This is a genomic window from Haloarcula halophila, assembly GCF_029278565.1.
GTDB classification, from domain to species: Archaea; Halobacteriota; Halobacteria; order Halobacteriales; family Haloarculaceae; genus Haloarcula; species Haloarcula halophila.
Window position 1 is genome coordinate 703,703 of record NZ_CP119559.1, and the last position, 22,962, is coordinate 726,664.

At 66.4% G+C, this 22,962-nt stretch carries 28 protein-coding genes; 17 read left to right on the top strand and 11 right to left on the bottom strand.

The features are described 5' to 3' along the window. Positions 1-107 precede the first annotated feature (107 nt). Entirely contained in the window at positions 108-2,039 is a 1,932-nt protein-coding gene (locus tag P0204_RS03655; RefSeq protein WP_276221761.1) for a receiver/sensor box histidine kinase, read from the top strand. Here P0204_RS03655 and P0204_RS03660 read toward each other — a convergent pair. The 5 genes from P0204_RS03660 to P0204_RS03680 all read right to left on the bottom strand — a co-directional run bounded on the left by P0204_RS03660 (position 2,036) and on the right by P0204_RS03680 (position 5,684). Beyond that, positions 2,036-2,947 carry an HFX_2341 family transcriptional regulator gene (locus P0204_RS03660; protein ID WP_276221763.1) on the bottom strand — a complete coding sequence of 304 codons (912 nt, stop codon included), beginning with the start codon at positions 2,945-2,947 and terminating at the stop codon, positions 2,036-2,038. The genes P0204_RS03655 and P0204_RS03660 overlap by 4 nt on opposite strands. Positions 2,948-3,026: 79 nt before the next feature. Continuing rightward, on the bottom strand, positions 3,027-3,437 hold the full coding sequence (locus tag P0204_RS03665; RefSeq protein WP_276221765.1) for a DUF2892 domain-containing protein: 411 nt from the start codon (positions 3,435-3,437) through the stop codon (positions 3,027-3,029). Between the two features lie 73 nt (positions 3,438-3,510). Continuing rightward, positions 3,511-5,049, bottom strand: coding sequence for a sodium:solute symporter family protein (locus P0204_RS03670; protein WP_276221767.1), 1,539 nt, complete (start codon positions 5,047-5,049; stop codon positions 3,511-3,513). Next, positions 5,042-5,260 carry a DUF3311 domain-containing protein gene (locus tag P0204_RS03675; protein ID WP_276221768.1) on the bottom strand — a complete coding sequence of 73 codons (219 nt, stop codon included), beginning with the start codon at positions 5,258-5,260 and terminating at the stop codon, positions 5,042-5,044. Before P0204_RS03675 ends, P0204_RS03670 begins: the two co-directional genes overlap by 8 nt. Positions 5,261-5,339: 79 nt before the next feature. Continuing rightward, positions 5,340-5,684, bottom strand: a complete 345-nt coding sequence (locus tag P0204_RS03680; RefSeq protein ID WP_276221770.1) for a tRNA-binding protein — start codon at positions 5,682-5,684, stop codon at positions 5,340-5,342. Between the two features lie 52 nt (positions 5,685-5,736). Here P0204_RS03680 and P0204_RS03685 point away from each other — a divergent pair, with 52 nt between their 5' ends. Further along, positions 5,737-6,450: a sugar phosphate isomerase/epimerase family protein gene (locus P0204_RS03685; RefSeq protein ID WP_276221772.1), complete on the top strand. Its 714-nt coding sequence runs from the start codon at positions 5,737-5,739 to the stop codon at positions 6,448-6,450. 101 nt (positions 6,451-6,551) lie between these two features. Next, positions 6,552-7,820 (top strand): DNA primase DnaG, encoded by a 1,269-nt coding sequence (gene dnaG, locus P0204_RS03690; protein WP_276221774.1) that lies wholly within the window; start codon positions 6,552-6,554, stop codon positions 7,818-7,820. On the opposite strand, the gene P0204_RS03695 is transcribed toward dnaG, so the two are convergent. Next, the gene (locus tag P0204_RS03695; RefSeq protein ID WP_276221776.1) at positions 7,811-8,233 is read right to left on the bottom strand and encodes a GNAT family N-acetyltransferase; all 423 of its coding nucleotides are present in this window, start codon (positions 8,231-8,233) and stop codon (positions 7,811-7,813) included. The genes dnaG and P0204_RS03695 overlap by 10 nt on opposite strands. After that, a complete protein-coding gene (locus P0204_RS03700) occupies positions 8,230-9,573 on the bottom strand; it encodes a DUF92 domain-containing protein (protein WP_276221778.1) in 1,344 nt (447 codons plus the stop codon). The genes P0204_RS03695 and P0204_RS03700 overlap by 4 nt, the downstream gene beginning before the upstream one ends. A 118-nt stretch (positions 9,574-9,691) precedes the next feature. On the opposite strand from P0204_RS03700, the gene P0204_RS03705 reads away from it, so the two are divergent. Next, entirely contained in the window at positions 9,692-10,300 is a 609-nt protein-coding gene (locus P0204_RS03705; RefSeq protein ID WP_276221780.1) for an undecaprenyl diphosphate synthase family protein, read from the top strand. 43 nt (positions 10,301-10,343) lie between these two features. Further along, on the top strand, positions 10,344-11,261 hold the full coding sequence (locus tag P0204_RS03710) for an Ig-like domain-containing protein (protein WP_276221782.1): 918 nt from the start codon (positions 10,344-10,346) through the stop codon (positions 11,259-11,261). Here the strand turns inward: P0204_RS03710 and uppS are convergent. Beyond that, complete coding sequence (gene uppS / locus P0204_RS03715) at positions 11,258-12,172, bottom strand: polyprenyl diphosphate synthase (RefSeq protein WP_276221784.1); 915 nt, start codon at positions 12,170-12,172, stop codon at positions 11,258-11,260. The two genes, P0204_RS03710 and uppS, sit on opposite strands and share 4 nt — an antisense overlap. 121 nt (positions 12,173-12,293) lie before the next feature. Here uppS and P0204_RS03720 point away from each other — a divergent pair, with 121 nt between their 5' ends. Beyond that, complete coding sequence (locus P0204_RS03720) at positions 12,294-12,488, top strand: cold-shock protein (RefSeq protein ID WP_053967073.1); 195 nt, start codon at positions 12,294-12,296, stop codon at positions 12,486-12,488. A 135-nt stretch (positions 12,489-12,623) separates the two neighbouring features. Continuing rightward, the gene (locus tag P0204_RS03725; protein WP_276221789.1) at positions 12,624-13,031 is read left to right on the top strand and encodes a DUF5778 family protein; all 408 of its coding nucleotides are present in this window, start codon (positions 12,624-12,626) and stop codon (positions 13,029-13,031) included. A gap of 10 nt (positions 13,032-13,041) precedes the next feature. Here the strand turns inward: P0204_RS03725 and P0204_RS03730 are convergent, their stop codons facing one another. Next, the gene (locus P0204_RS03730; RefSeq protein WP_276221791.1) at positions 13,042-13,323 is read right to left on the bottom strand and encodes a DUF7577 domain-containing protein; all 282 of its coding nucleotides are present in this window, start codon (positions 13,321-13,323) and stop codon (positions 13,042-13,044) included. Between the two features lie 97 nt (positions 13,324-13,420). Between P0204_RS03730 and ahbB the strand changes: the two genes are divergently transcribed. From ahbB to P0204_RS03765, 7 genes are all read left to right on the top strand, one after another. Continuing rightward, positions 13,421-14,485, top strand: a complete 1,065-nt coding sequence (gene ahbB, locus P0204_RS03735) for a siroheme decarboxylase subunit beta (RefSeq protein WP_276221793.1) — start codon at positions 13,421-13,423, stop codon at positions 14,483-14,485. Next, complete coding sequence (locus P0204_RS03740; RefSeq protein WP_276221794.1) at positions 14,482-15,129, top strand: precorrin-2 dehydrogenase/sirohydrochlorin ferrochelatase family protein; 648 nt, start codon at positions 14,482-14,484, stop codon at positions 15,127-15,129. Before ahbB ends, P0204_RS03740 begins: the two co-directional genes overlap by 4 nt. Beyond that, a complete protein-coding gene (gene hemA, locus P0204_RS03745; RefSeq protein WP_276221795.1) occupies positions 15,126-16,472 on the top strand; it encodes a glutamyl-tRNA reductase in 1,347 nt (448 codons plus the stop codon). Before P0204_RS03740 ends, hemA begins: the two co-directional genes overlap by 4 nt. Before the next feature lie 4 nt (positions 16,473-16,476). Beyond that, a complete protein-coding gene (locus P0204_RS03750) occupies positions 16,477-16,767 on the top strand; it encodes a hypothetical protein (RefSeq protein ID WP_276221797.1) in 291 nt (96 codons plus the stop codon). Between the two features lie 41 nt (positions 16,768-16,808). Next, on the top strand, positions 16,809-17,087 hold the full coding sequence (locus P0204_RS03755) for a 4a-hydroxytetrahydrobiopterin dehydratase (RefSeq protein WP_276221799.1): 279 nt from the start codon (positions 16,809-16,811) through the stop codon (positions 17,085-17,087). Between the two features lie 3 nt (positions 17,088-17,090). After that, the gene (lwrS, locus tag P0204_RS03760) at positions 17,091-17,480 is read left to right on the top strand and encodes an LWR-salt protein (protein ID WP_379801816.1); all 390 of its coding nucleotides are present in this window, start codon (positions 17,091-17,093) and stop codon (positions 17,478-17,480) included. Positions 17,481-17,600: 120 nt separating this feature from the next. After that, the gene (locus P0204_RS03765; RefSeq protein ID WP_276221802.1) at positions 17,601-18,266 is read left to right on the top strand and encodes an HAD family hydrolase; all 666 of its coding nucleotides are present in this window, start codon (positions 17,601-17,603) and stop codon (positions 18,264-18,266) included. On the opposite strand, the gene P0204_RS03770 is transcribed toward P0204_RS03765, so the two are convergent. Next, positions 18,267-19,196: a molybdopterin-binding protein gene (locus P0204_RS03770; protein ID WP_276221804.1), complete on the bottom strand. Its 930-nt coding sequence runs from the start codon at positions 19,194-19,196 to the stop codon at positions 18,267-18,269. 89 nt (positions 19,197-19,285) lie between these two features. Here P0204_RS03770 and P0204_RS03775 point away from each other — a divergent pair, with 89 nt between their 5' ends. Genes P0204_RS03775 through P0204_RS03785 form a run of 3 tightly spaced genes read left to right on the top strand, consistent with a single transcriptional unit; the run spans position 19,286 to position 22,193 of the window. After that, positions 19,286-20,062, top strand: a complete 777-nt coding sequence (locus tag P0204_RS03775) for a GIDE domain-containing protein (protein WP_276221806.1) — start codon at positions 19,286-19,288, stop codon at positions 20,060-20,062. Between the two features lie 43 nt (positions 20,063-20,105). Then, positions 20,106-20,462, top strand: coding sequence for an Hsp20/alpha crystallin family protein (locus tag P0204_RS03780; protein WP_276221808.1), 357 nt, complete (start codon positions 20,106-20,108; stop codon positions 20,460-20,462). A gap of 18 nt (positions 20,463-20,480) precedes the next feature. Further along, entirely contained in the window at positions 20,481-22,193 is a 1,713-nt protein-coding gene (locus tag P0204_RS03785) for an ABC1 kinase family protein (RefSeq protein ID WP_276221809.1), read from the top strand. A 1-nt stretch (position 22,194) separates the two neighbouring features. Here the strand turns inward: P0204_RS03785 and P0204_RS03790 are convergent, their stop codons facing one another. Then, positions 22,195-22,932, bottom strand: coding sequence for an NAD(P)/FAD-dependent oxidoreductase (locus P0204_RS03790; RefSeq protein ID WP_276221811.1), 738 nt, complete (start codon positions 22,930-22,932; stop codon positions 22,195-22,197). Positions 22,933-22,962: the final 30 nt, after the last annotated feature.

Below are 22,962 nucleotides of genomic sequence, written 5' to 3' on the forward strand. Positions count from 1 at the left end.
GTGGTCACTGTGGCCCGGCGGCCCTCCGTTACACGGAAACGTGCAGTTTCACGAACGGGTATCGCCCATTCCGAAATCGATTTGAGCCGTCGTTGCGAGATGTTCGTATGGCTGATGGGCCGTTCTGGTCGCCGCCGGAGTGTGGGCAGCCGCGGGTTTGCTACGTCACCACAGCGGAGGACCGAGCGGTACCGAACGCGCTCGGGAGCGCGCAGGAGGATATCACCGTGGTTCAGGCGAGGTCCACAGCGGAAGTGTGTGACCGCATCCGGACCGAGTCCATCGACTGTGTCGTCAGCGAACACCACCCGCCCGAGGTCGACGCCGTGTCGCTGACCGAACGCGTCGGGGCTGTCGAACGGCCGCCACCAGTCGTCGTCTACCCCGCCGACGGCGACGAGTCCCTGGCCACGCGAGTCCTGGCCGCCGGCGCGGACGACTACGTCCCCCAGGGCGGTCCCGACGGTGGTCAGGAAGTACTGCGTGACCGCGTCGTCGATGTCTTGGAGAGCACACAGGCCTGCCGCCGGCACCGCTGGCGGGAACAGACACTGGAGGAACTCGTCGCCCAAAGCGACGACATCCTCTGGATGGTCTCGGCCGACTGGGACGACGTATACCTCATGAACGAGGCGTTCGAAGAACTGTGGGGCGTATCGACGGCGGCACTCGACGCCGGTGAAAGCAGTGTGCTCGACGCCGTTCATCCGGCGGACAGAGAACGTGCCAGCGAGGCGATGGAGCAGCTATCGGCCGGCTCGCCGATCGATATCGAACTGCGGGTCAACCCCCAGGAGTCCTACGAACGGTGGGTCTGGGTGAAAGGACATCCAGTCACCGACGGCACCTGTGTCGAGCGCATCGTCGGGTTCTCGCGGGACATCTCCGACCGGAAGGCCCGGGAGCGTGAACTCCACGGGCAGAAGGAGAAGATCACGGCCCTCCACCGGGTCGGGACGACAATCGAGAACTGTGAGACCGCGAGTCGCGTCCACGAGAAGATCGTCACTGCTGCCGAGGAGATACTGGAGTTCGATGTCGCGATCGTCAACGAGGTTCAAGAGGACTGTCTCGTTCCGCAGGCCGTTTCGTCTCATCTGGACTCTGATAAGTACTACGGCCGTATCCCGGTCGACACGGAACAGAGCGACGCGGCGATGGCCTATCGGACTGGAGAGGCGATCGTCGTCGACGATATCAGGACCCGGGACGTCAGGCCGGCTGACACGGCGTTCGTATCCTCGCTGACAGTTCCGTTCGGGGACGAGTTCGTCTTTCAGAGCGTCTCACAGGAGTCGGGTGCGTTCGACGAGGCCAGCCTCGAACTCGTCGAGTTGTTGTGTACGCAGGCACAGGCCAGGCTGAACCGGATCGAGACCGAACAGCGACTGCGCCAACAGGCTGCCGAACTCGAACAGCAGAACGAGCGACTGGAGGAGTTCGCCAGCGTCGTCAGCCACGACCTCCGGAACCCCCTGAACGTCGCGACCGGTCGCCTCGAACTGGCACGACGGGACAACGACAGCGACCACCTGGCCGAGGTGGCGAACGCCCACGACCGGATGGAGGAACTCATCGACAACTTGCTGACGCTGGCACAGGAAGCCCGGCAACTCTCGGAGATCGAGACGGTCTCGCTGGCTGAGACTGTCGAACGCTGCTGGCGGACCGTCGAGACGGCGGCGGCCACGCTCGACGTGGAGACGGCACTATCCGTTCGTGCAGACCGGACCAGACTGCGACAACTCCTGGAGAACCTCATCCGAAACAGCGTCGAGCACGGGGACGAACAGGTGACAGTCACCGTCGGGACGCTGCCGGATCAGTCCGGCTTTTATCTAGCCGACGATGGGCCGGGAATCCCGGCAAGCGAGCGTGAAGACGTGTTCGAACCGGGCTACTCGACCGCGACGGACGGCACCGGGTTCGGGCTCGCAATCGCCAACCGGGTGGCCCAAGCCCACGGCTGGGACCTGTCCGTGACAGACGGGGCCGACGGCGGAGCACGGTTCGAGATCACGGGCGTCGAGACCGACTAGCTCAGATCCGTCTCGGCGCGGTCCTCGGCGGAGTGTGCCCGCACCCACAGTTCGCCGATCCGTGAGAGTCGCGTCCGGTAGGACTTGCCGTGATCCTCCTGTTCGATGTAGCCTTTCCCGCCGGGACCGAGGCGGTCGACGTTGTAGATGACCTTCGAGCGAAAGGAGTCGGTGTACTCCTCACCGAGATCCCGGGCCAGTTCTTGGGCGAGTTCGGAGACCGATTCGAACTCGCCGTGTTCGCCCAGCGTAAAGAGGATGACCTCCTCGAACGGTTTGACGTTCGAGAACGAGGCGACGGGGAGTTCGACGATGTGGGAGCCGTCGATCTCCTTGGCACCGATGGTCGTCCCGCGCTCGTCGAACTCGTCGAGCAGATCCAGCGCGGTTTCGAGTCGCTCGTCGACACGGTCGTCGACCGTTTCGCCGGCCTGGATATCCTGGAGGAGATCGGCCTGCCGGCGGAGTTCCTCGGCCAGTTCCGTCTCTAAGTACTTCTCGGGAACCGTGTAGTAGGTGTGGATGCGGTCCCGGTCACCCTCGCGCTCGACCATGATGGAGTGGGCCGCCGTCGCGAAGGCAAAGGAGACCGTCCGGGGCATCGCGGAGACGTTGACCCACACTTCGCTGCCCGAGTCGAGTTCCGCGTTGATGAGTTCGAAGGCCTGTTCGAAGGCGTCGTCGTAGTCGTAGACGTCGGCGATGACGAACCGCTCGGTCTCGGCCCCCAGGAGGTTCTGGTAGTCTTTCTCCAGTTTCCGCGCGAGGTTGCGCGAGTACTCGACGTTGGCCTCGCTCCCGACGGCGCCTTCGAGCAGGATGACCCGATCGACGTCGAGTTGCTCGCGCACCAGCGGCGCGATGAGCCGGTCGTAGTCGAAGCCGACCGGGACGATGTGTGTGTGCATACGTGTCGGTCGACGCGCCGAACAAAAAAGGGCGTAGTTTGTCCGTGGCAGATGCCGTCGTCGGCTCAGCCCCGGCGACTCACAGACAGGAATCGTGAGCGGTCTCGCCGTCACCGTTCGGTCGCCGGCGCTGGCCCGCGACGATCGGTTCGCCACACTCGACACAGGTCAGGGAGCCCGCCGTGTCGTCGGCCACGACGGCGATGGTCTCGTCGGTGTCGTCGGACGCCGTAGCCGTGTCCGAACTATCGGTGCCGACGTCGACGCTCGCGTCCGTCTCGAAGTCGGTGTCGTCGGTCTCGTGGAGCGGTTCGACCGCGGGGCCGCTGTTCCCGGCCGCGGAGACGCCCAGAGCGACGGCACCGACCCCGGTCAGAACGCCGCGGAGTCGCTTCCCGCCACGGAGCGATCGGAGCGCGAGGATTCCCAGCCCCACGGCGAGCAGTACGCGGACGAGGCGACTTCGGTCGCCAGCGGTCTCAGTGTCCATACCTGAGTTCGGGAGCCCCACGCTCTTTAGTTTCACCCATCCGGACGGAGAAGTGACCGACGACGTGAGGCCGTCAGTCGGCTTCGACACCGTCGACGCGATAGGCGGCCCGGTTCTCGGTGGACGCCGGCGTCGTCACGAGCGAGATACCGATAGTCAGGACCGTCCCCAGGAGGATTCCGACGATTCCCGGCGTCCACCCGAGATACGTTCCGGGCAGCGAGAGCGAGAGGTCGACCAATCCGGCGCTCGCCTCGACCACCGGGAAGACGTGCAGGATGTAGAAGACCTGACTCCCGAGGATACCCGCGTACATCCCGCGTCGGGTCGTCCCGCGCCAGTACAGTGCCAACGCGACCGGCATCGTCAGCTGTGCGAACCCGCTGAAGGCCGTGTCGCCGATCTGGACGAGCGTTCCGGGGGTGTAGAGGCTCGCGACGAACGACAGCGTCGCGAAGACGACCACGCCCACGCGGGCGACGAGGGTCTCGTGTCCAGCACCGGTCGCGGCTCGCTCGCCGTCGGTTCCACCGGAGGAGCGGGTCAGCGGCCGGTAGATATCGCGGGCGAGATACGACGAGCCGGACAGCAACATCGAGTCACTGGAGGACATCATCGCGGCCATCGCGCCGGCGATGACCAGCGCCGCGAACCACGTCGGCGTGTACTCCGCGAGCAGGGCCGGGACGACGTTGCTCCCCTCGGCCACCTCGACGCCCAGTCCCGCGGCCCAGGCACCGAGCATGAACGCCGGGACGAACAACAACAGGACGAGCACGGGCCAGAGCGCGAACGTCCGCTTGAGGACCGTCTTGGAGCCGGCGGCGAAAAAGCGCTGGTTGATCTGGGGGAACATCGTCACGCCGAAGGCGATGCTGACCGCCGTCGAGACGATGTACTGCCGGGTGTAGAGGCCGCCGCCCAGCGCCAGGAACTCGGGATTGGTCTCGGCGAGTAGTGCCGTCGCCCGGCCGGCACCACCGACCGACGAGAGGACCCACGCGACGGCGATCCAGACCAGCGAGAGCATGAACAACCCCTGGAGCGTGTCGGTCCAGGCGACGCCGCGCATCCCCGAGACGGCGACGTAGAGGATCATGAAGAGGGTGATCCCGCCCGCACCGACCCAGAACGGGACCGCCCCGTCGGTCAGTCCGACCAGGGCCTGGCCGGCACCTTTCTGCTGGAGCATCACGTACGGGAACAGCCAGAGGAGACTCACACCGGCGACGAGGACCCGCAGCGGGGTCGAGCCGAACCGATCGCCCAGCATCTCCCCCAGCGTGACGTAGCCGTGTCGCTTGCCGACGAGCCACTGTTTGTAGCCCAGGACGTACCAGAGGATCGCGAAGATGATCCCGTCCATCAGTCCCATCACCAGGATCCACTCGGGGCCGGCCGAGAACGCGAGGTTCGGCCCGCCGAAGAAGGTAAACGCCGACAGCAGCGTCGCGAAGGTGGTAAAGAGGAGGACGACGGTCCCGAGGGTCCGGCTGGCGAGATAGTAGTCCTCTGCGTTGCGGTCGGTCAGCCGGTAGGCGACGACCCCGACCGCCAGCGCCACCACCATGTACGCGCCGACGATGCCCAACTGGAGCGTGGTCTCAGCCATCGGCGGGCACCTCCTCGATACCCAAGCCCCAGGCGGTGCGTGCGAAGACGGCGAAGACGACACTGGCGAGCCCCATCCACCCGATGTGCCACCACAGCCAGACCGGGAGGCCGGCGGCGACCAGCGAACTGTCCCAGAGGAACCACGGGACAGCAAGCGCCATCAGTGCGAACGCGACGACTGCCCACCCGGCGGTGCGCACGTGTCTCATGATTGTTGAACGAAGCTAGTTATCTCCCGTACAAATCAATTTCGTTCCTTCGGTCGTCCTATCCGAAGAGAATTTGTCTTCAATACACGCGGGTCCCCGGTTCCACGTCCCGCTCCGTGGTCAGGTGGACCACGCCGTCCGCACCGTCGACACCGGTCACGAGACACTCGCTCTCGAAGCCGGCGATAGTCACGGTCCCGAGGTTCACGACGGCGATGACCTGCGCACCCAACAGGTCCTCGTGGTCGTACACGTCGGTCAGCCCTGCGGCGGACTGGAGCTGTTCGTCGCCGAAGTCGACCGTGAGCTTGTAGACGTCCTTCCGTGCGGCCGGGAAGTCCGTGACATCGACGACTTCACCGACGCGCATCTCTACGTCTTCGAGGAACCGTGCGGGGTCGATCCGCTCCTCCGTGAGTCCCATGGCCGGGGTTTGTGGGGCCGGTTATATCACGCTCGCGGTCTCAGCAGCGGGTATGCGCACCGCGATCCAACTGTGGACCCTGCGTGAGCATCCGGGTCCGCAGGACGAACTGTTCGAGCGTATCGCCGCGGCGGGATACGACGGGGTCGAGTTCGCGGGCCTGTCGGACCCAGTCGAGACGGCGGAGCGCCTGCAATCGACGGGGTTGCTCGCTGCCGGTGCCCACGTCGACGCCGAGACGATCCAGTCCGACCCTGCCGGTGTCACCGACGAACTCGCCACGCTGGGTGCCCCCTACGTCGTCGTCCCGTATCTCGACGACGACCACTTCGTTGACGCGGCGGCGGTCACCGAGACCGCGAGGAAACTGGACGAGTTGGCCGGGAGCGTCGAGAAACCGCTGCTGTATCACAACCACACTCACGAGTTCGTTCCGGTCGGAACCGAGACCGCCTTCGACCGGTTGCTCGCTGAGACGACCGTCGGGATCGAACTCGATGCCGGTTGGGCACGAGCGGCGGGCCGTGACCCCGCTGCCCTGCTGGAGACGCTGTCGGGTCGCGTCCCGGTCGTCCACCTGAAAGACGTCACCGCCGACGGGGAGCCGACGGACCTGGGCGACGGCGTCGTCGACCTCCAGGCCGTCGTCGACGCCGCACGGGCGGCCGGCACCGAGTGGCTCGTCTTCGAACACGACGACCCGAGCGATCCGATGGCGTCGATGGAGACAGCCGGCGACGTGCTCTCGTCGCTCTCGACGGAGTGAGCGGCCAGGTGGACAGCTTATTTGAGTCCACCCTGCCTACGCCCTAGTAACAAACGGTCGGCCCTGCTGTCCGCGGTGGGCCAGCCACGCGGAGTACAACGATGCAAGACACGGCAAAATATCTGATACACGCTGACATCACCGCCGCCGGCGTCGTCGAGCGAAGCGACGTGGTCGGTGCGGTGTTCGGACAGACCGAGGGGTTGCTCGGCGACGACATGGACCTGCGGGACCTCCAGGACTCGAAGAAGGTCGGGCGGATCGACGTCGAGATCACCGCGGAGGGTGGCCGATCCCGTGGCGAAGTGACCGTCGCGAGCGGCCTCGACAAGGTCGAGACCGCGATCCTCGCAGCGGCCTTGGAGACCATCGAGCAGGTCGGTCCCTGCGGCGCGGAGATCACCGTCACCGACATCGAGGACATCCGAAGCGCCAAACGCCGGGAGGTCGTCGATCGGGCGACGGAGCTCCTGACCGAGTTCGAGGCCGACTCCGTGACCACCGAAGACATCGTCGAGACGGTTCGCCAGCGGGTCCGCGTCGCAGACGTCACGGAGTACGAGGGACTCCCTGCAGGCCCGCGGGTCGTCGATTCCGACGCGATCGTCGTCGTGGAGGGTCGTTCCGACGTGGTCCAGCTGTTGAAATACGGCGTCAAGAACGCGATCGCCGTCGAGGGAACCGACGTTCCCGACGCCGTCGCGGCCCTGACAGCCGACCGGACCGTCACCGCTTTCCTCGACGGCGACCGCGGCGGCGACCTCATCTTGAAGGAACTGGCACAGGTCGGCGAGATCGACTACGTCGCGTTCGCACCACGGGGCCAGTCGGTCGAGGATCTGTCCCGAGCCGACGCGATGGCGGCACTGCGGGACAAGATCCCCTACGACGAGTTCGTCGAGAGCGAGGACGAATCGGACCCGAACGAGCCGGCCAGAGCCGACGGGTCCGTCGCCACCGAGCGAGCCACACAGACCATCGAAGACGCCGACGAAAGTGGGACGGTCACCGTCACGGAAGCAGTCGAACCGTCCGAAACCGAGACAGATCCGGAGGAATCGACCCAGCGGCCGCCGGAGACGCTCTCGGACCATATCGAGGCCGTCATCGGCGCGACCACTGGACAGGTCCGGCTTCTCGGTGCTGATCTGACGGTTCTCGCGGAGGGGGACGCAGAAGAGGCGGTCTCGCTCGTCGCCGAGAACGAGCGTGTGCCCGAGACGGTCGTCCTCGACGGGCCGTGCTCACAGAGAGTGCTCGACGTCGCTGCACAGCGTGGTGTCGACGTTGTCGTCGCCACCGACCACGGCGAGTACGTCAAACAGCCCACGAGCGTCCACGTCCGGATCGAGAGCGGCGATCAGAGCTGACGGCACAACAGGACACCGTCGCCGTCGTCGTAGTGGTCCGGGAGGTGACTTTCGAGGGTGAAGCCGAACCGCTCGTAGAAGCTCCGGACGCGCTCGTCGTCGGCCCGAGCGGTGAGCCGGACGGTCTCGAACCCCCGATCTCGAAGCCGTTCCAACAACGTCGAGAGCAACAGCGTCCCGATCCCCTGTCCCTGTACCGGCGGGTCGACGGCCAGTTCCGCGAGGTACGCGACCGGGTGATCCGGAACCACCAGAGCGTACCCGTCCGGCCGGTCGTCGTCGTAGACGAGCAGTTCCGGCGGCCCGTCGACGGCGACCGTCAGGAGATCCGGCCACGGGTGGTCGAGCGCGGCCGTCTGGATCGCCCGTAACCGGGTGCGATCTTCAGGACGGGCCTCGCGGATCGGACTCATACGAGGCCGCCACCGAGCGCCAGGACGACACCGGTGATCGCCGCTGCCAGCGTGGCCAACATGTTGACGCCCTGGTTGCCGACGATAGTGCCCTCGACAGTCGCACCGAGCAGGCTATCGACGGTCATCCCGATCAGCCCACAGACGACGACGACGAGAGCACCAGTCGTGCCGACGGCAGCGAGCAGCGCCGACGCGATGCCGGCGATGATTCCCGCACCGACCAGGCCGGCGACAACTCCCTGCCAGGTGACCGCGCCGTCCGTCCCTGGTTCGACCCGGCGGAGAGTCGTGATGAGCCGGGGGTTGTCGTAGAGCCCGCCGAACTCGCTGGAGAAGGTGTCGGTCATCGCCGCGGCGACCGCCCCGGCGAAGGCATAGAGGAAGAGCACGGGGTCGACGGCGATATGGGACGGGCTCGCGGCGGTCGCCAGGACGGCCACGAGCGCGACGATCGAGTTCGCGAGGACGTTCCCGCTACCCCTGGCACCCTCGTTTTCCTCGGCGATCCCCCGCTGGAGTTTCTCCTCGTAGCGGTACTTCGAGGAGAGCCCACCGAGCCCGAAAAACGTCACGAGCATCGCGAACCAGCCGTAGCCACCGAGGACGATCGTCAGCAGTGCGAGCAGGATACCGGTCAACATCCCGGGGAGGGAGGCCGTATCGAGCGCGTAGGAGACGTATCCCAACACTGCCGTCACGGCCAGTGCGACGCCGATCCGCTGTGTCGCAACCGATGGGTCGAGCACGACGAGCAACCACAGTAAGAGTCCGACGGTGAGCAACACCAGCGGATCGTCCCGTTCGAACAGGACCGACCGCAGTAGCGCGGCCACCAACGCCCCGGTCGCCGCCAGGAACACGACGACCGGAGGCGCTACCGCTGCCGACTGAAGCCGCGCACCGGCGACGTGCCCGGCCAAGCCCGCGAGGAACCCGGCGACGATGAACGCCCCCGTGGCGACGAACTGGTCGCTCCTGACCGAGGCGACGAGTCGCTGTCCGAGGTTGCCGAAGGCGACGACGAAGACGGTCCCGACGAACACCCAGGCGGCCATCCCGAACTGGACGGCAAGCAGCGCCAACCCGGCGACAGCGAGCGAGAACGCGGCCAACCCGTGGAGCTTCCCGTCCTCGTAGTCCCCCGGGCGAGCGAACAGTTCGAAGAGACGGGACCCCGGATCGACGACAGTCAGGACGAGGGCTGCGACGAGGACGAACGGACCGGTAGCGACGACAGTCGCCACCGCGGGCGACTGGATACCCGTCGCGAGCGGGACGATCAGTGCGAACGCCCCGACGAGCGCGAACCCGGCCGCTCGCCGTACGGTCGAAGTCACGTCTCTCCGGTACCCCGGAGAGCCACTTACCGTTTCCGAACTCCGAGAGGGTCCCGTCCGTGTCCCGGTGAGACGCCGAGTCGTGAATTTTAGGCATCCCCTCGGTGTACCCGCCACTGTGGGCCTGTACGACCGCTACCTCGCGACCCGCGTCCGCATGAGTGACGCCGCCCTCCCCGACCGCGTCGCCCTCGTCATCACCGAGCGGGACCTGCTGACCGACGGTGCCTACACGACCGTCGAGCGGTTCCTCGACTGGGCAGTCCGGTACGGTGCGGAGACGATCGTCGTCTACGTGAGCGTCCTCGACGAAGAGGTCGTCCCGACGCTCCGACAGGAACTCTCGGCCATTCGCGCGCCGAAGACAGTCGCGGTGCGAGGACCGGACGACGAACGCCAAGCCGACGCACCGATCCAGATCTCGATCGGACTGGGCGGCCAATCGGAGTTCGCGACGGCGGTGGCAAAGCTCGCCGAAGACGTGGCCGACGGCGAACTGACACCGGCAGAGATCGACGAGGACGCCGTCGAGGAGCAGCTGGTCTTCCCGACCGACCCCGATCTCGTCATCAAGACCGGCGCCGAGCGCCTCTCGGATTTCATGATCTGGCAGTCGGTCTACTCCGAACTGTACTTCACCGACGTGAACTGGCGGAACTTCCGCCAGCGGGACTATCTGCGGGCACTCAGGGACTACCAGGAGCGACAGCGGCGGTTCGGCCAGTAAGCCGATGTCGCGATCGGCGTCGCTCGGACGCTCAAGCCAGCGTTTGACCGCACAGAAGACCCTTGCCACGGCCATCGGAACGGCGAGTATGGACACGCTGCTGACCCGCCGCAGGTACCTCCAGGCTGGGGCGGTCGGAGCCGCCCTCTCCCTGGCTGGCTGTCGCTCGGCCACGGACGGTGGCGGCCGTACCAGTCGCTCGACGACCGACCGCTCGCCGACACCGGTTCCGACTCCCGACGGGACGGGGACCTACGCCCCGACGCCGACAGGACCGAAGTCGTACCCGGATCGGCCGGCCGAACCGACACGCGAGGCTGCCGTCGAGTTCGCCAGGACCTTCGAGCGCACGCGGGCGTACAACCGGCTGCACGCGGACAACGTCGAGGAGATCAGCGCACAGGGCACCGCGCGACACGACCGACCCGCACACGGCGGGCACTACGTCCTCGCGACGTCGACTGGGTACGCAAACTACGCCGACGACGTCCACGCCGACTGGGGACAGCTCCCGGCGCTGTACTTTGTCAGTCCCGGGCTGGTCGTCAGAGCCGGTGACTACAGGGATCGATACTTCGACTGTTCGGATGTCTTCGCCAGCGAGGACAGCGCGGAGAACTTCGCGACACCGTGTGACGGACGGTGGGCCTCCTATCGCGTCCACAACCTCCACACAGAGGCCCACGAGATCAGTGTCACAGTGGAGTATGGGACCGACAGCGACTCGACGACGGTGCTAGAGCGTGAGTACGCCGTCGAGCCGACCGGCGGCATCCAACAGGAGAGTGTCACCTACCGTCGGGGAACCTACCGAGTCCGGGTAGAGACGGCAGACGGCTCGGTCACGGACACCGACTGGCGTCTCGGCGGGCCACCGGACCCGGATCGCCCGCTGACGGTGTTGGTGACGCCCGTCGGGGACCTGCGGATCCGTCGGGTCCCGTTCGGTTCGGTCCGCTAGTCGGCGAGTTCGTACTCCTCGTCCGCCTGCTCGCGCTCGGCGCTCGGGAGCGCGTCACGGAACCGGCGGAGCGTCGCCATTGCCTGCGACACGTCCCGGTCACCGACTGCGCGAACGAGTGCGAGCGCGCGCCGGGCCCGGGTCGTCCGCCAGGACTCCTGGCGGTTCTGGTAGGTCCGGATCGCCCGGAGGAAGTCGATCTTGCGGAACTCCGGCCAGTAGGGCGTACAGAAGAACGTCGCCGCCTCGTTGCCGTTGGCGTGCCAGGGCAGGAAGTTCGACGTCCGCTCGTCGCCGCCGGTCCGGACGATCAGATCGACGTCTCGGGTCGGCCCCTGATAGAGGGACTCCGCGACGGTATCGACGTCCACGTCGTCCGGTTCGAGTTCGCCGGCCTGGACGCTACGGGCCACGTCCCGAGCAGCCCCCAGAAGCTCCGCTCGGCCGCCGTAGGCCAGGGCGATGTTGAGGTTGAGGGCGTCGTACCCCGCCGTTTTCGCTTCGGCGTAGTCGATGGCGTCGAGGACCCGGTCCGGGAGCATCTCACGCTCGCCGATCGCACGAATGCACACTCCGGCGTCGTGGACCCGATCCGCGTCCGCGAACGTCCGGAGTTTCTCCTCGACGAGGTCGAAGATGAACTCCCGTTGTTCGGCCGGCCGGTCGAAGTTCTCCGTCGAAAAGGTGTACAGCGTCACCTCCCGGACACCCAGTTCGTCACACCAGTCCAACAGCTGTTCGGTGGTCTGAGCGCCTTCCCGGTGGCCTTCGGTCGTTTCCTCGCCCTCCTTGCGGGCGTAGCGGCGGTTGCCGTCCATGATGACAGCGACGTGATCAGGTGCGCCACCGATCTCCGACCGCAACAGCCGTTCGTACGCCGCATAGCCGACGGTACGCACCCTGTCCAGCATTACTGAATTGATATCAACGCGCCGATAAGGACTTTGTGGAACGGATCGGTCGCCCACTCGGATCGCGACCGTGAACCGTGCGCATATTTTATATATCCCCGGGGTTGTATGTAGGTGTGTAATGGCGACCGGTACGGTTGACTTCTTCAACGACACTGGCGGTTACGGATTCATCGAAACTGACGACGCTGACGAAGACGTGTTCTTCCACATGGAAGACGTCGGCGGTCCTGACCTCGAAGAGGGACAGGAAGTCGAGTTCGACATCGAGCAGGCAGATAAGGGCCCTCGGGCAACCAATCTGACGCGCCTGTAAGACGGGTACTGTACCCGCGTCCACTGGCACCGATACCCGACGGTAGCGGACCGTCGGCGGACCGATTCTGTGCGGCATTTTTCGAGCGACTGCGAATGCGAAGTGCATTAGGGGAGCCAGGACCCACGTCCAGCCATGGCTGACGCAGATACGCTCGACGAGGACCTCTACCGACGGACCAAGCAGTTACTCGAACCCGGCGAGATCGAACTCAACGGGACCATCGTCCACACGGAGTACGACGGCAGCGACGAGATCGAGATGATGCAGGCGACGATCGAGGTCGGCGAACGGATCGCCGCCGCAGCGGGACACGACCCCGCAGACACGTTCGTCTACTCGGGCAGCGACGACCCGGAGTTCGCGTCCAACCAGCACCAGGGGCTGACACTCGACGACGAGTCGTTCGTCTGGGAGTGCCAGCAACTCCTCCGTGAGGGATCGTTCGATCTGGTGTTTTATTACGAGGCCAGCGCCGACCACGAGGGCCTGCTGGCCGATCTCGAAGACCGTGGCTACGAAGTGAGCGGCGTCGAAGGCTGACCGCGGGCGCTCAGTGCTGCAAGCGCTCCTGACAGTTGTGACAGTAGGTGTAGTCAGTGCCGTTGGCGGAACCACAGATCCGGCACGTGACCGCCTCGACGGCCGCCTGCTCGAAGTAGGCGTTCAGTTGGCCGGTATCGGGCTGTTGCCCGCCCGAGAACTGCTCGATCAGCGTCTCCTTGGCCGCGTAATCCAACACTCGGAACATGAGGAGGAACGAGCCGGGGACAGCGACCAGTACGCAGAGGAAGACGAACAGTCTGAACCCCAGTTCGAGCGTGGAGATCGACACGGTTCCTGTTAGGTCCCGAACCAGTAAAGCGCTCTGCCGCCACCCAGCGGCTGTCTCGTCCGGGCTGTTTATGTCCGCCCAGACCCGAGCCTATCGTATGACAGCGGACCTCGAATCAGTCGACCGCGCGGTCCTCAACGCCTTCCAGGGGGGGTTTCCTGTCGTCGAACGCCCCTTCGAGCCGGCCGCCGACGCGCTGGCCGACCACGGCATCGACGTTACCGCCGAGGAACTCCTCGATAGGGTACAGCGACTCGACGACGACGGGGTCCTCACCCGCTTTGGCGCACTCATCGACGCCGAGGCGATCGGCGGGACGGCGACGCTGGTGGCGACACACGCGCCGCCCGAGCGCTACGACGACCACGCGGAACTGATCAACGACCACCCGGAAGTCGCGCACAACTACGAGCGGGAACACCCGCATCTCAACATGTGGTTCGTCCTCTCGGTCGCCGACGAGGCCCGCGTCGAGGCGGTGCTGGCCGATATCGAGGCCGAGACCGGCGAGGAGACGTACAACCTCCCCAAACAACAGGAGTTCCACGTCGGCGCGAAGTTCCCCGTCGAGGGACCACAGACCCAGGCCGTCGACTGTTCGGACGCCGGCCCGGAGGTGACGCCGACCGATCGGCGGTCGCTGACGGCCGCGGAACTGGACCTCGTGTTGGCGATCCAGGACGGCCTGCCGATCACTGCGACGCCCTACGCCGACGTGGCCGCGGAGATCGGTGCCGAGACCGAGTGGGTCGTCGAGACGATCAAGCGGTTCGACGAGGAGGGGAAGGTCCGGCGGGTCGGCGCGATCCCGAACCACTACGCGCTGGGCTACAGCGAGAACGGGATGACCGTCTGGGACGTTCCCGACGACGTGGTCGACGAGGTCGGGCCGGCGATCGCCGAGTTCGACTTCGTCACGCACTGCTACGAGCGACCACGCCACGAGGGGGTCTGGCCGTACAACTTCTTCGCGATGACCCACGGACGCAGCGAGGAAGAGAGCCAGCAGCGCATCCAGCAGGTCCACGACCGGATGAGCCAGTACTGGGACGTCGGCGAGGACGACTGGGACACGCTGTTCTCGACGCGCATCCTCAAGAAGACGGGGATCAGACTGGACGAGCGGGCACGAGCCAACACCGAGGCCGCCACCGAACCGTGATTCCGCTCCTGCACGACTTCACCGACGAGACAGTCCTGGTCGTCGGCGGCGGGCCGGTCGGTGCACGGAAGGCCCGCCGGTTCGCGGCCGAGGCGACCGTCGTGGTCGTCAGTCCGGAGTTCGCCGAAAGGGAGTTCGGCGACGCCCAGCAGGTCCGTGCGGCGCCGGACGCGGACGGGATCGTGGCGTGGGTCGAACGGACCGACCCCGCACTCGTCGTCGCCGCGACGGACGATAGCGACCTCAACGACGCGGCCGCGGCCGCGGCACGCGAGGCCGGCGCGCTCGTCAACCGGGCGGACGACCACGGCGAGCGCGCGGTCGACGACGTGGCGGTGCCGGCGACTGTCAGGGACGACCCCGTCACGCTGGCGTTCGCCACCGGTGGTCGTGCCCCCGCGCTGTCGAAGTACCTCCGGGAGGAGTTCGAAGCCCAGTTCGGGTCGGCCGGGGCGATGGCCACGCTCGTCGGCGATCTGCGCGACGACCTCCAGTCCCAGGGGGTCGATCCCGAGCGCCGGCGTGAGATCGTCCGGACCGTTGTCAGAAACCGGGAGCTTTGGAAGGCTTTAGATAGGGGCGAACCCAATCCCGACCAAGTACTAGCAGACGTGATCGAGGATCTACCGGGTGAGACGGCGTGAGAGACCAGCACGGAGTCATCGTCGGCGTGAGCGTCTCGCACGAGCACGCGACCGTCGACCAACTAGAGACTGCGGCCGCGGACAGCCAGCGCCACGCGGTCGAGACGCTGCTGTCCCGGCCCGGTGTCGAGGAAGCGCTCTCGCTCCAGACGTGTAACCGGACGGAGGGCTACGTCGTCGCCCCGTCACACGAGGCCGGGGTGTCGGCCCTGGAGCTGTTCACACGCGATATCGACGACGACGCGGCCGTGGTGATGGACCACGAGGAGAGCCTTCGCCACCTCCTCCGCGTCGCTGCAGGGTTGGAGTCGATCGTCCTCGGCGAGGACCAGATCCTCGGCCAACTCAGGACCGCCTACGAGGAGGCCCGCGGTGTCGGCGGTATCGGACCGGTCCTGGAAGACGGGATCACGAAGGCGATCCACGTCGGCGAACAGGCCCGCTCGGAGACGCGGATCAACGAGGGGGTCGTCTCGCTGGCCTCAGCGGCGGTCCGACTCGTCGGCTCCGATCGGGATCTCGACGGTGAGAGCGCGCTCGTGGTCGGCGCCGGCGAGATGGGGCGGCTCGCAGCGGTCGCACTCGCCGAACAGGTCGACCACGTCATCGTCGCGAACAGGACCGTTCCACACGCGGAGCATCTGGCCGACTCGATCAACACCGACGCGAGCGCGGTCGCACTGGACGCCCTCGAAGCCGCCGTCGAAGAAGCGGCCGTCGTCGTCTCCGCGACGGGGAGCAACGACAAGGTCTTCGAGACGGCGGCGTTCGAGGACGCCGGCGAGACCGCCGTCGTCGACATCGCTCAACCCCGTGACGTTCCAGCCGAGGCCGGCGATCTGGAGTCGGTGACCGTCTACGATCTGGACGCGCTCGAATCGGTCACCGAGGAGACCCGGACACAGCGTCGCGAGGCCGCGGAGGCAGTCGAACGGCTCGTCGACGAGGAGTTCGACCACCTGCTGACCCAGTACAAGCGCAAGCGGGCCGACCGGGTCATCTCGACGATGTACGAGAGCGCCGAGCAGATCAAGGCCGCCGAACTCAACACCGCGCTCTCCGCGGCAGCGTTCGACGAGGACCAGCGCGAAGTCGTCGAGTCGATGGCCGACGCGATCGTCTCACAGTTGCTCGCCGCGCCGACCCGGAGTCTCAGAGACGCCGCCGAGGAAGACGACTGGTCGACGATCCACACCGCACTGGAACTGTTCGACCCGGATTTCGGCGGGGACGACCAGTCCGAACCGCCTGAATTCGTCGAGGAGATGAACCCCGACGACATCCCCGAGGGGATGCGCGAGGAGATCCCCAGCGCCGTCTTAGACGAACTCGCCGACGACTGAGCCGATGGTGAGCATCACCCCACTGGTCGTCGGTGCCGGCTTCGTCGCCGTCGCGATCGGTGGGTTACTGGAGGTGACCGGCTACGACGAGGACCGGCGCCGCGACCACCGACGGCTAGCACAGGTGTTCACCTACGGCTGTCTCCTGATGCTCGGACTCGGCGGCTTCGCGGTCTGGACCGGTGCGACGAGTGGTATCCTGCCGACGTGGGCGGTCGTCGCACTGGCCGTCGTCACGGTCGGCGTTCTGGGGACGCAGTGGAAGCTTCGACGGGCGATCGACACCAGCGGGTGACCGGCACAACGGTTTTCGGCGTGGCACTCCAGCGTTCGCCCATGGCAGACCTGCTTTCCGACGACGAGATCGAACAGCGACTCCCCGAGGGCTGGAACCGGGAGGGAGACGAGATCGTCCGTGCCTTCGAGTTCGACGGCTACCTGGACGCGTCGGGGTTTCTCGGCGCCGCTGCGGGACTGGCCGAAGACGCCTGGCACCACCCCGAGATGACGATCACGTGGGGCGAAGTGGAGGTCCGACTGACCACCCACGACGCCGGTGGGATCACCCAGAAGGATATCGACCTCGCCGAACGGTTCGACGGCATCTACGACTGAGCCGTGCCCCCCTCGGACCCTCGTGAGGCCCCGGCATGCTACGTCTTCCGGGTGCGGTTCCGCCTCGATACGTCCGGCGGCGTGGCGACCGATCCGGAGCGGTTCGAGACGACCGTCTTCCGGCGAGCCGACCCGCCGGGCGAGCCGGGCTGGCTGTTCTTCCGGGACAACTGCTGGCGCGGGGAACTGGCCGACAAGTCCCACTTCCGGGGCGTCGTCGAATCGGAACTGGGCGTCCCTGTCGAGTCCGTCTCGTTCAGCGAACTCCGGATCGACGAGGACGCCTTCGCAGAACTGAAGGCGGCCATCGCCGCCGATCTGGACCCGTTCAACGCGGACTCGGTCTCCGAAGTGCTCTCGAAGTATCTCGGAAGCTCGATCCGCGTAGCGTGACACCGCCCCACAATCGACCGGTCCCGTACCGGTTAGCGGCCAGCTAGGGCCGACGTCACCCGATCATCCGCCATAAGGCCCGAAGAGCTTTACCGGATACTCACCTACTAATTGTCCCCCATGACAACCGACCACTACGACTTCTGGCTGTTCGACCTCGACGGGACGCTCGTCGACATCGAGCCGTCGTACCCGACGGCGGTGATGAGCGAAGTCGGGGATCGCCTCGGCGTCGGGTTCTCCGAGGAGGAGGCCAGAGTCCTGTGGTACGGGATCGGCGGCGCACGCGACGAGTTCCTCGCCCGAAGGGAAGTCGATCCCGAGCGGTTCTGGGAGACGTTTCACGAGGTCGAGAACCCGACCGACCGGGCGAACGCGACGTATCTCTACGACGACGCCGAGCGGTTCCTGGCGTCGTGTGAGGTTCCGGTCGGACTGGTCACACACTGCCAGGACTACCTCACCGGCCCGGTCCTGGCGGAGTTGAACATCGCGGACTGGTTCGACACGGTGGTCTGCTGTGACGACGACATCGGCTGGAAGCCCGATCCGACGCCCGTCGAGCGGGCGATGCGGGACCTGGGGTTGGTCGACGGGACGGGGCGACCGATGACCGACGGCGGGACCGAACCCGCCGGTGCGCTCGTCGGCGACGACCCCGACGACATCGGTGCGGCGCGCAACGCCGGCCTGGACGGCATCCACGTCCAGCGCCGGCCACCGGCGGTCGATGGCCGCTGTGTCTGGGGCGATCGGCGGGTCGACTCGTTGCTCGACCTGCGCTGATCAGGGGAGATAGTCCCAGTTCTCGACCCGACAGGTCTCGCCAGCGGCCGGGGGCTCGGCCCCAGCAGGAACCGTGAGCCACCCGTCGGCACGGGTGACCGTTCCCAGATCAGTTCCGGCCAGCGGCGTCGCCGTTCCGTCCTCGACGGTGACCGGAACGAAAGACTGTGCGTCACCTCGGACTGGGACGTCCTCGGCGAGGGTCGCTCTGCGTTCCGGATGTGCTGTCAAGGGGGCAGCGGCGAAGCTCTTGAGCAGCGGCCGCAACAGTTGGACCGCGGCGACGTGAGCCGGGACGGGTTCCTCGGGGAGCAACAGCACCGGGCGGTCCTCGACGATCGCCAGCCCCGTCTGGTGTCCGGGATCGAGACGGAGTTCGTCGGTCAGGACTGTCCCGAGATCGGCGACGACCTCCCGGAGAGTGTCACCGGGCGTCGTCCCCGTGACCACGAGAACGTCCCGCGTGAGGTCGCGCTGGACGGCCATCCGGAGCGCCGGCCTGTCGTCGGCGACGGGGTCGCGGTAGGTCACCTTCCCACCCCAGCGGTCGGCGTACTGTGAGAGGGTGAATCCGGCCGTCTCGACACGTTCGTCCCGCCCAGCGTCCCGCTGGACGAGTTCGTCGCCGGTCGGGACGATCCCGACCTGGGGCCGCTGATAGACGAGCAACTCGTTGACGCCGGCCGCCTTCAACAGGCCGACGTCGACGGGCCGAACCTGGTGACCGCGTTCGAACACCGTCGATTCGTGGTCGATCCCGGCCTCCGGGACTGCTTCGGCGGCCGTCGCGTCCGTCGCCAGGACCCGTCCGACGGCGACCGACAGCGGGATGCGATCGGTCCGGTCGACCGGGACGGCGTAACTACCGATCTCTCGTCGTGCCGTCTCCAGCGTGAGCGCGTCGTCGTCCGGTTCCGGGGAATGGGCCATACGGCGTCTTGGGGTCCGACCTGCAAAAGCATCCGCCGTCGACCGCGAGAGCGTGTACGCTTATCTGCCTCCACGCCGCCACTGCGTGTATGGTCGTCCCGCAGTTGGTCCTCCTGGGAATCACCGCCGTCGCGGGATACTTGCTCCTTACCGGCGGTCGAGAACTGTCCACCGTCTATCATATCCTCCGGAACGATCCCGTCCCGATCAGAACGTTGGACGGGCATACGGGTCCCGTCGAGATCGAGGGGACGGCAGTCGTCGACGAAGAGTCCGGGACCGTCACGTCGCCACTAACCGGGAGTGACTGTCTCGCCTACACCTACGAGGTCCAGGAACTCCGGTCGTCGGGGAAACACTCCAACTGGGAGACGCTCGACGAGGGGATGGGTGGCGTCAACTTCCTCGTCGACGACGGTACAGACCGGGTCCGCGTCGATCCGGAGGGAGCCGACATCCGGTTCGAATCCCACTCCGTGACGGTTCCGCCCGGGACGGAACTACCCGAAAGCCTCGCACAGTACGTCGCCGCCTCCGATGCGGTCGACGAGCAGGACGGGACGCTGAATCTAGTGGTGACGGAGCTCTCGGTCGGGAACAAACAACGGTTCATCGAGCGCCGACTCGATCCCGGCGAACACGTCTACGTCTACGGACTCGCACGGCGTGGACCGGCCGCCGAGTGGGGGAGCAGTCTCGTGGACGCAGTTGTCGGCGCAGGCGACGGGACGCCCGTCTTCGTCATCTCGGATACGGACGAACGTGGGACGGCCTGGCGCATCGCTCGCGATGGGTTGCTCAAAGCCGGCCTCGGTGTCGTGGGACTGGCGATCGTGGTGGGTTTCGGGATCGGAGTCCTGTTCTGACGGGACCGTCGGGTTTAACGAGGGTCGCCCCTTACCGCCGTGTATGTCAGCGCTGCGTGAGGCGTTACGTGACCTCCCCGACGCCGTGTTCGCGGACGTACTCGAATCCGACGACGCGTATCTACTCGTTCTGGACCTTCCGGGCGTCACCAGCGACACCATCGACGTCCGTGTCGAGAACGGCCGACTCGTCATCGAGGGCCAACGCAGCAAGGACGTCCCCCGGGAGTTCCGGTTCGTCGAAGAGGACCGGTCGGTGTTTCTCGACGCCGAACTCCCCATGCCACCGGACGCGACCGGGCAGGGCGCGGAGGGGACGGTTCGGAAGGGCGTCCTGGAACTCCGGCTCCCGAAGGCCACAGCCGCACCGAGTACGACGATTCCCATCGACGAGGACTGATCCTGGGGTGCCCTGCTGGTGAACTTTCGCGCGTACTGGCGGTTCTTCGTCGTCGCACGCCACTTCCTGCCCCTGTTGGTCGCGTACGCCCGGGACCGAAAGCGCTTCCTCGTCGTCGGTCGTTCCCGTCGCGTCACCGGTAAGCAGCGCCGGCAACGGGCACAGGCGCTGTTGGATTCGTTACTGACCCTCGGCCCGACGTTCATCAAACTCGGGCAGTTGCTCTCGACGCGCCCGGATATCCTCCCGCCGGAGTACATCGAGGAGTTCTCGAAGCTCCAGGACCGGGTCCCGCCGGCCGAGTGGGAGGCCGCGAAGGGCGTGCTGGAGTCGGAACTGGGGCCGGTCGACGACGCCTTCGACGAGTTCGAGAACGAGGCCATCAGCGGGGCCTCGCTCGGCCAGGTCTACCGTGCCGAGATCGACGGCGAACGGGTCGCCGTGAAGATCAGACGGCCGGGGATCGAGGACCTCGTCGAGGCAGACCTCCGGGTCATCAAGTGGTCACTCCCGATACTGATGTACTTCGTCGGCGAGGCGCGGTCGTTCTCGCTTGAGACGCTCGCCGACGAGTTCTCCAAGACGATCCGCGAGGAGATGAACTACGAGCGGGAGGCCCGGATGCTCACCGAGATCCGGGGGAACTTCGCGGACAACGACCGCATCCGCATCCCGAGAGTCACGGAGAGCCACTCCACCGAGCGGGTGCTCACGATGGAGTACGTCCCGGGGACGAAGATCAACGACCTCGACGACTTGGACGAACGGGGATTCGACCGGACGCAACTGGCCGAGACCCTCCAGCGGGCGTACCTCCAGATGATCATCGACGACGGCGTCTTCCACGCGGACCCGCATCCGGGGAATCTAGCCGTCCAGGACGACGGGAAGCTCGTCTTCTACGACTTCGGGATGTCGGGCCGAGTGGACCCGTTCGTCCAGGACAAGATCATCGACTTCTACGCTGCGGTCGCCGACCAGAACATCGACGCGATCCTCGACGCCCTGATCGAGATGGGCACCCTTTCGCCGGAGGCCGACCGGCAGGTGATGGGTGACGTGATGGAACTGGCAATCGCGGACGCGCGCGGAGAAGATATCGAACAGTACCGCGTCCAGCAGATCATCCAGCAGGTCGAGGATACGATCTACGAGTTCCCGCTGCGGCTCCCGGCGAACCTGGCGCTGGTGCTCCGGGTCGCGACCGTCGTCGAGGGCGTCTGTGTCACGCTCGATCCGGAGTTCGACTTCATCTCCGTCGCGACGGACTACCTCCGTCAGGAGGGGCATCTCGCGGAAGGTGTCCGGAACTACATCGAGGACCGACAGCAGGAGATCCAGGACGCGACCCGATCTGCGGTTCGGATTCCGCCGAAACTCGAATCGGTGTTGGACCGGGTCGAGCGCGAAGACCTCCACGTCAGGGCCGATCTAGAGGACTCGGACCGCCTGCTCGCCGCGATGACGAAGCGGCTCATCCTCGGGATGTTGCTCGCCAGTACGCTGTTCTCGACGGCACTGTTGTACGCCGAGGCCTCACTGATCGGAACGGGTGTCGCCGGCGTCGGTGCGGTCCTGCTGACCGGGGCGCTGTGGTGGTCGTTCCGCTCGAAGAGAGGCGTTCGGGCGAAACCACAGTTCACCCGCCAGAGCATGCGCGAGCAGGAGCAAGGCGGTGGCTCGGCCACCACGTTCGAGTATCCGACGGAGACCGACGACTCCGACGGATAACCTACTCGTCGTCCGCGACGCTGGGATGCATCGTCGGCTCACCGGGCATCGGCTGTTCGAAGTACCGCCGCATGATCTCCAGTGACTCCTGTTCGCGTTGTTGCCGTTCGTCCTCGTCGATCTCCTCACACCCCGGTGGGATCTCGCGTCCGCGGTCCGTGAAGTACCCCTCCGGCGCGGTCCAGTCGTGGTAGAACTCGACATCCGAGTCCTCGACCAGCGTGAGCCCGACCTGTGCGCCGTGCCCCGCGGCGACGATCGCCTGATGGTGTTGCTCGGCCAGCCGACCGGCGGCATAGAGGCCGTCCACGTCCGTCCGGCCACAGTCGTCGACACCGACGAACTCCTTCGAGCCCCGATCGACGGTCTCGATATCGAGGGCGGCCAGGTAGGAGGGGTCGGACCACGAGGCCGCGACGAGATACTGGGCGTCGTAGGTCTCCTCGTCGGCCAGCGTGACGACGAACCGACCGTCGTCCCGCTCCACGTCGGTCGCCTCCCCGTCGATGAACCAGACGCCGGCCCGCCGAGCCTGTGCCTGCATCAGTTCCAGCAGGAGACGTGGGTTGATACCCGCGGGGAACCCCGGGTAGTTCTCCAGATGTGCGTTCCGTTCGAGGATCGATTCGCCGATCGAGACGATCCGAGTCGAGAGACCGGCACGGGCGGTGAAAATCGCCGCCGAAAGCCCGGCGACGCCGCCGCCGATGACGATAACGTCTTCACGTTCCGAGGACATACGCCGGCGTAGCCACCCGGACAGAAGAAA

Coding starts and splice junctions, on each gene's coding strand:
- P0204_RS03675 (WP_276221768.1), bottom strand. CDS start 5,260: ATGAGACACGTGCGCACCGCCGGGTGGGCAGTCGTCGCGTTCGCACTG.
- P0204_RS03725 (WP_276221789.1), top strand. CDS start 12,624: ATGGCTGACGCAGATACGCTCGACGAGGACCTCTACCGACGGACCAAG.
- uppS (WP_276221784.1), bottom strand. CDS start 12,172: ATGCTGGACAGGGTGCGTACCGTCGGCTATGCGGCGTACGAACGGCTG.
- P0204_RS03775 (WP_276221806.1), top strand. CDS start 19,286: ATGGTCGTCCCGCAGTTGGTCCTCCTGGGAATCACCGCCGTCGCGGGA.
- P0204_RS03750 (WP_276221797.1), top strand. CDS start 16,477: ATGGTGAGCATCACCCCACTGGTCGTCGGTGCCGGCTTCGTCGCCGTC.
- P0204_RS03765 (WP_276221802.1), top strand. CDS start 17,601: ATGACAACCGACCACTACGACTTCTGGCTGTTCGACCTCGACGGGACG.
- P0204_RS03790 (WP_276221811.1), bottom strand. CDS start 22,932: ATGTCCTCGGAACGTGAAGACGTTATCGTCATCGGCGGCGGCGTCGCC.
- P0204_RS03680 (WP_276221770.1), bottom strand. CDS start 5,684: ATGGGACTCACGGAGGAGCGGATCGACCCCGCACGGTTCCTCGAAGAC.
- P0204_RS03755 (WP_276221799.1), top strand. CDS start 16,809: ATGGCAGACCTGCTTTCCGACGACGAGATCGAACAGCGACTCCCCGAG.
- P0204_RS03665 (WP_276221765.1), bottom strand. CDS start 3,437: ATGGACACTGAGACCGCTGGCGACCGAAGTCGCCTCGTCCGCGTACTG.
- P0204_RS03660 (WP_276221763.1), bottom strand. CDS start 2,947: ATGCACACACACATCGTCCCGGTCGGCTTCGACTACGACCGGCTCATC.
- ahbB (WP_276221793.1), top strand. CDS start 13,421: ATGACAGCGGACCTCGAATCAGTCGACCGCGCGGTCCTCAACGCCTTC.
- P0204_RS03670 (WP_276221767.1), bottom strand. CDS start 5,049: ATGGCTGAGACCACGCTCCAGTTGGGCATCGTCGGCGCGTACATGGTG.
- P0204_RS03720 (WP_053967073.1), top strand. CDS start 12,294: ATGGCGACCGGTACGGTTGACTTCTTCAACGACACTGGCGGTTACGGA.
- P0204_RS03780 (WP_276221808.1), top strand. CDS start 20,106: ATGTCAGCGCTGCGTGAGGCGTTACGTGACCTCCCCGACGCCGTGTTC.
- P0204_RS03770 (WP_276221804.1), bottom strand. CDS start 19,196: ATGGCCCATTCCCCGGAACCGGACGACGACGCGCTCACGCTGGAGACG.
- P0204_RS03685 (WP_276221772.1), top strand. CDS start 5,737: ATGCGCACCGCGATCCAACTGTGGACCCTGCGTGAGCATCCGGGTCCG.
- P0204_RS03695 (WP_276221776.1), bottom strand. CDS start 8,233: ATGAGTCCGATCCGCGAGGCCCGTCCTGAAGATCGCACCCGGTTACGG.
- P0204_RS03655 (WP_276221761.1), top strand. CDS start 108: ATGGCTGATGGGCCGTTCTGGTCGCCGCCGGAGTGTGGGCAGCCGCGG.
- dnaG (WP_276221774.1), top strand. CDS start 6,552: ATGCAAGACACGGCAAAATATCTGATACACGCTGACATCACCGCCGCC.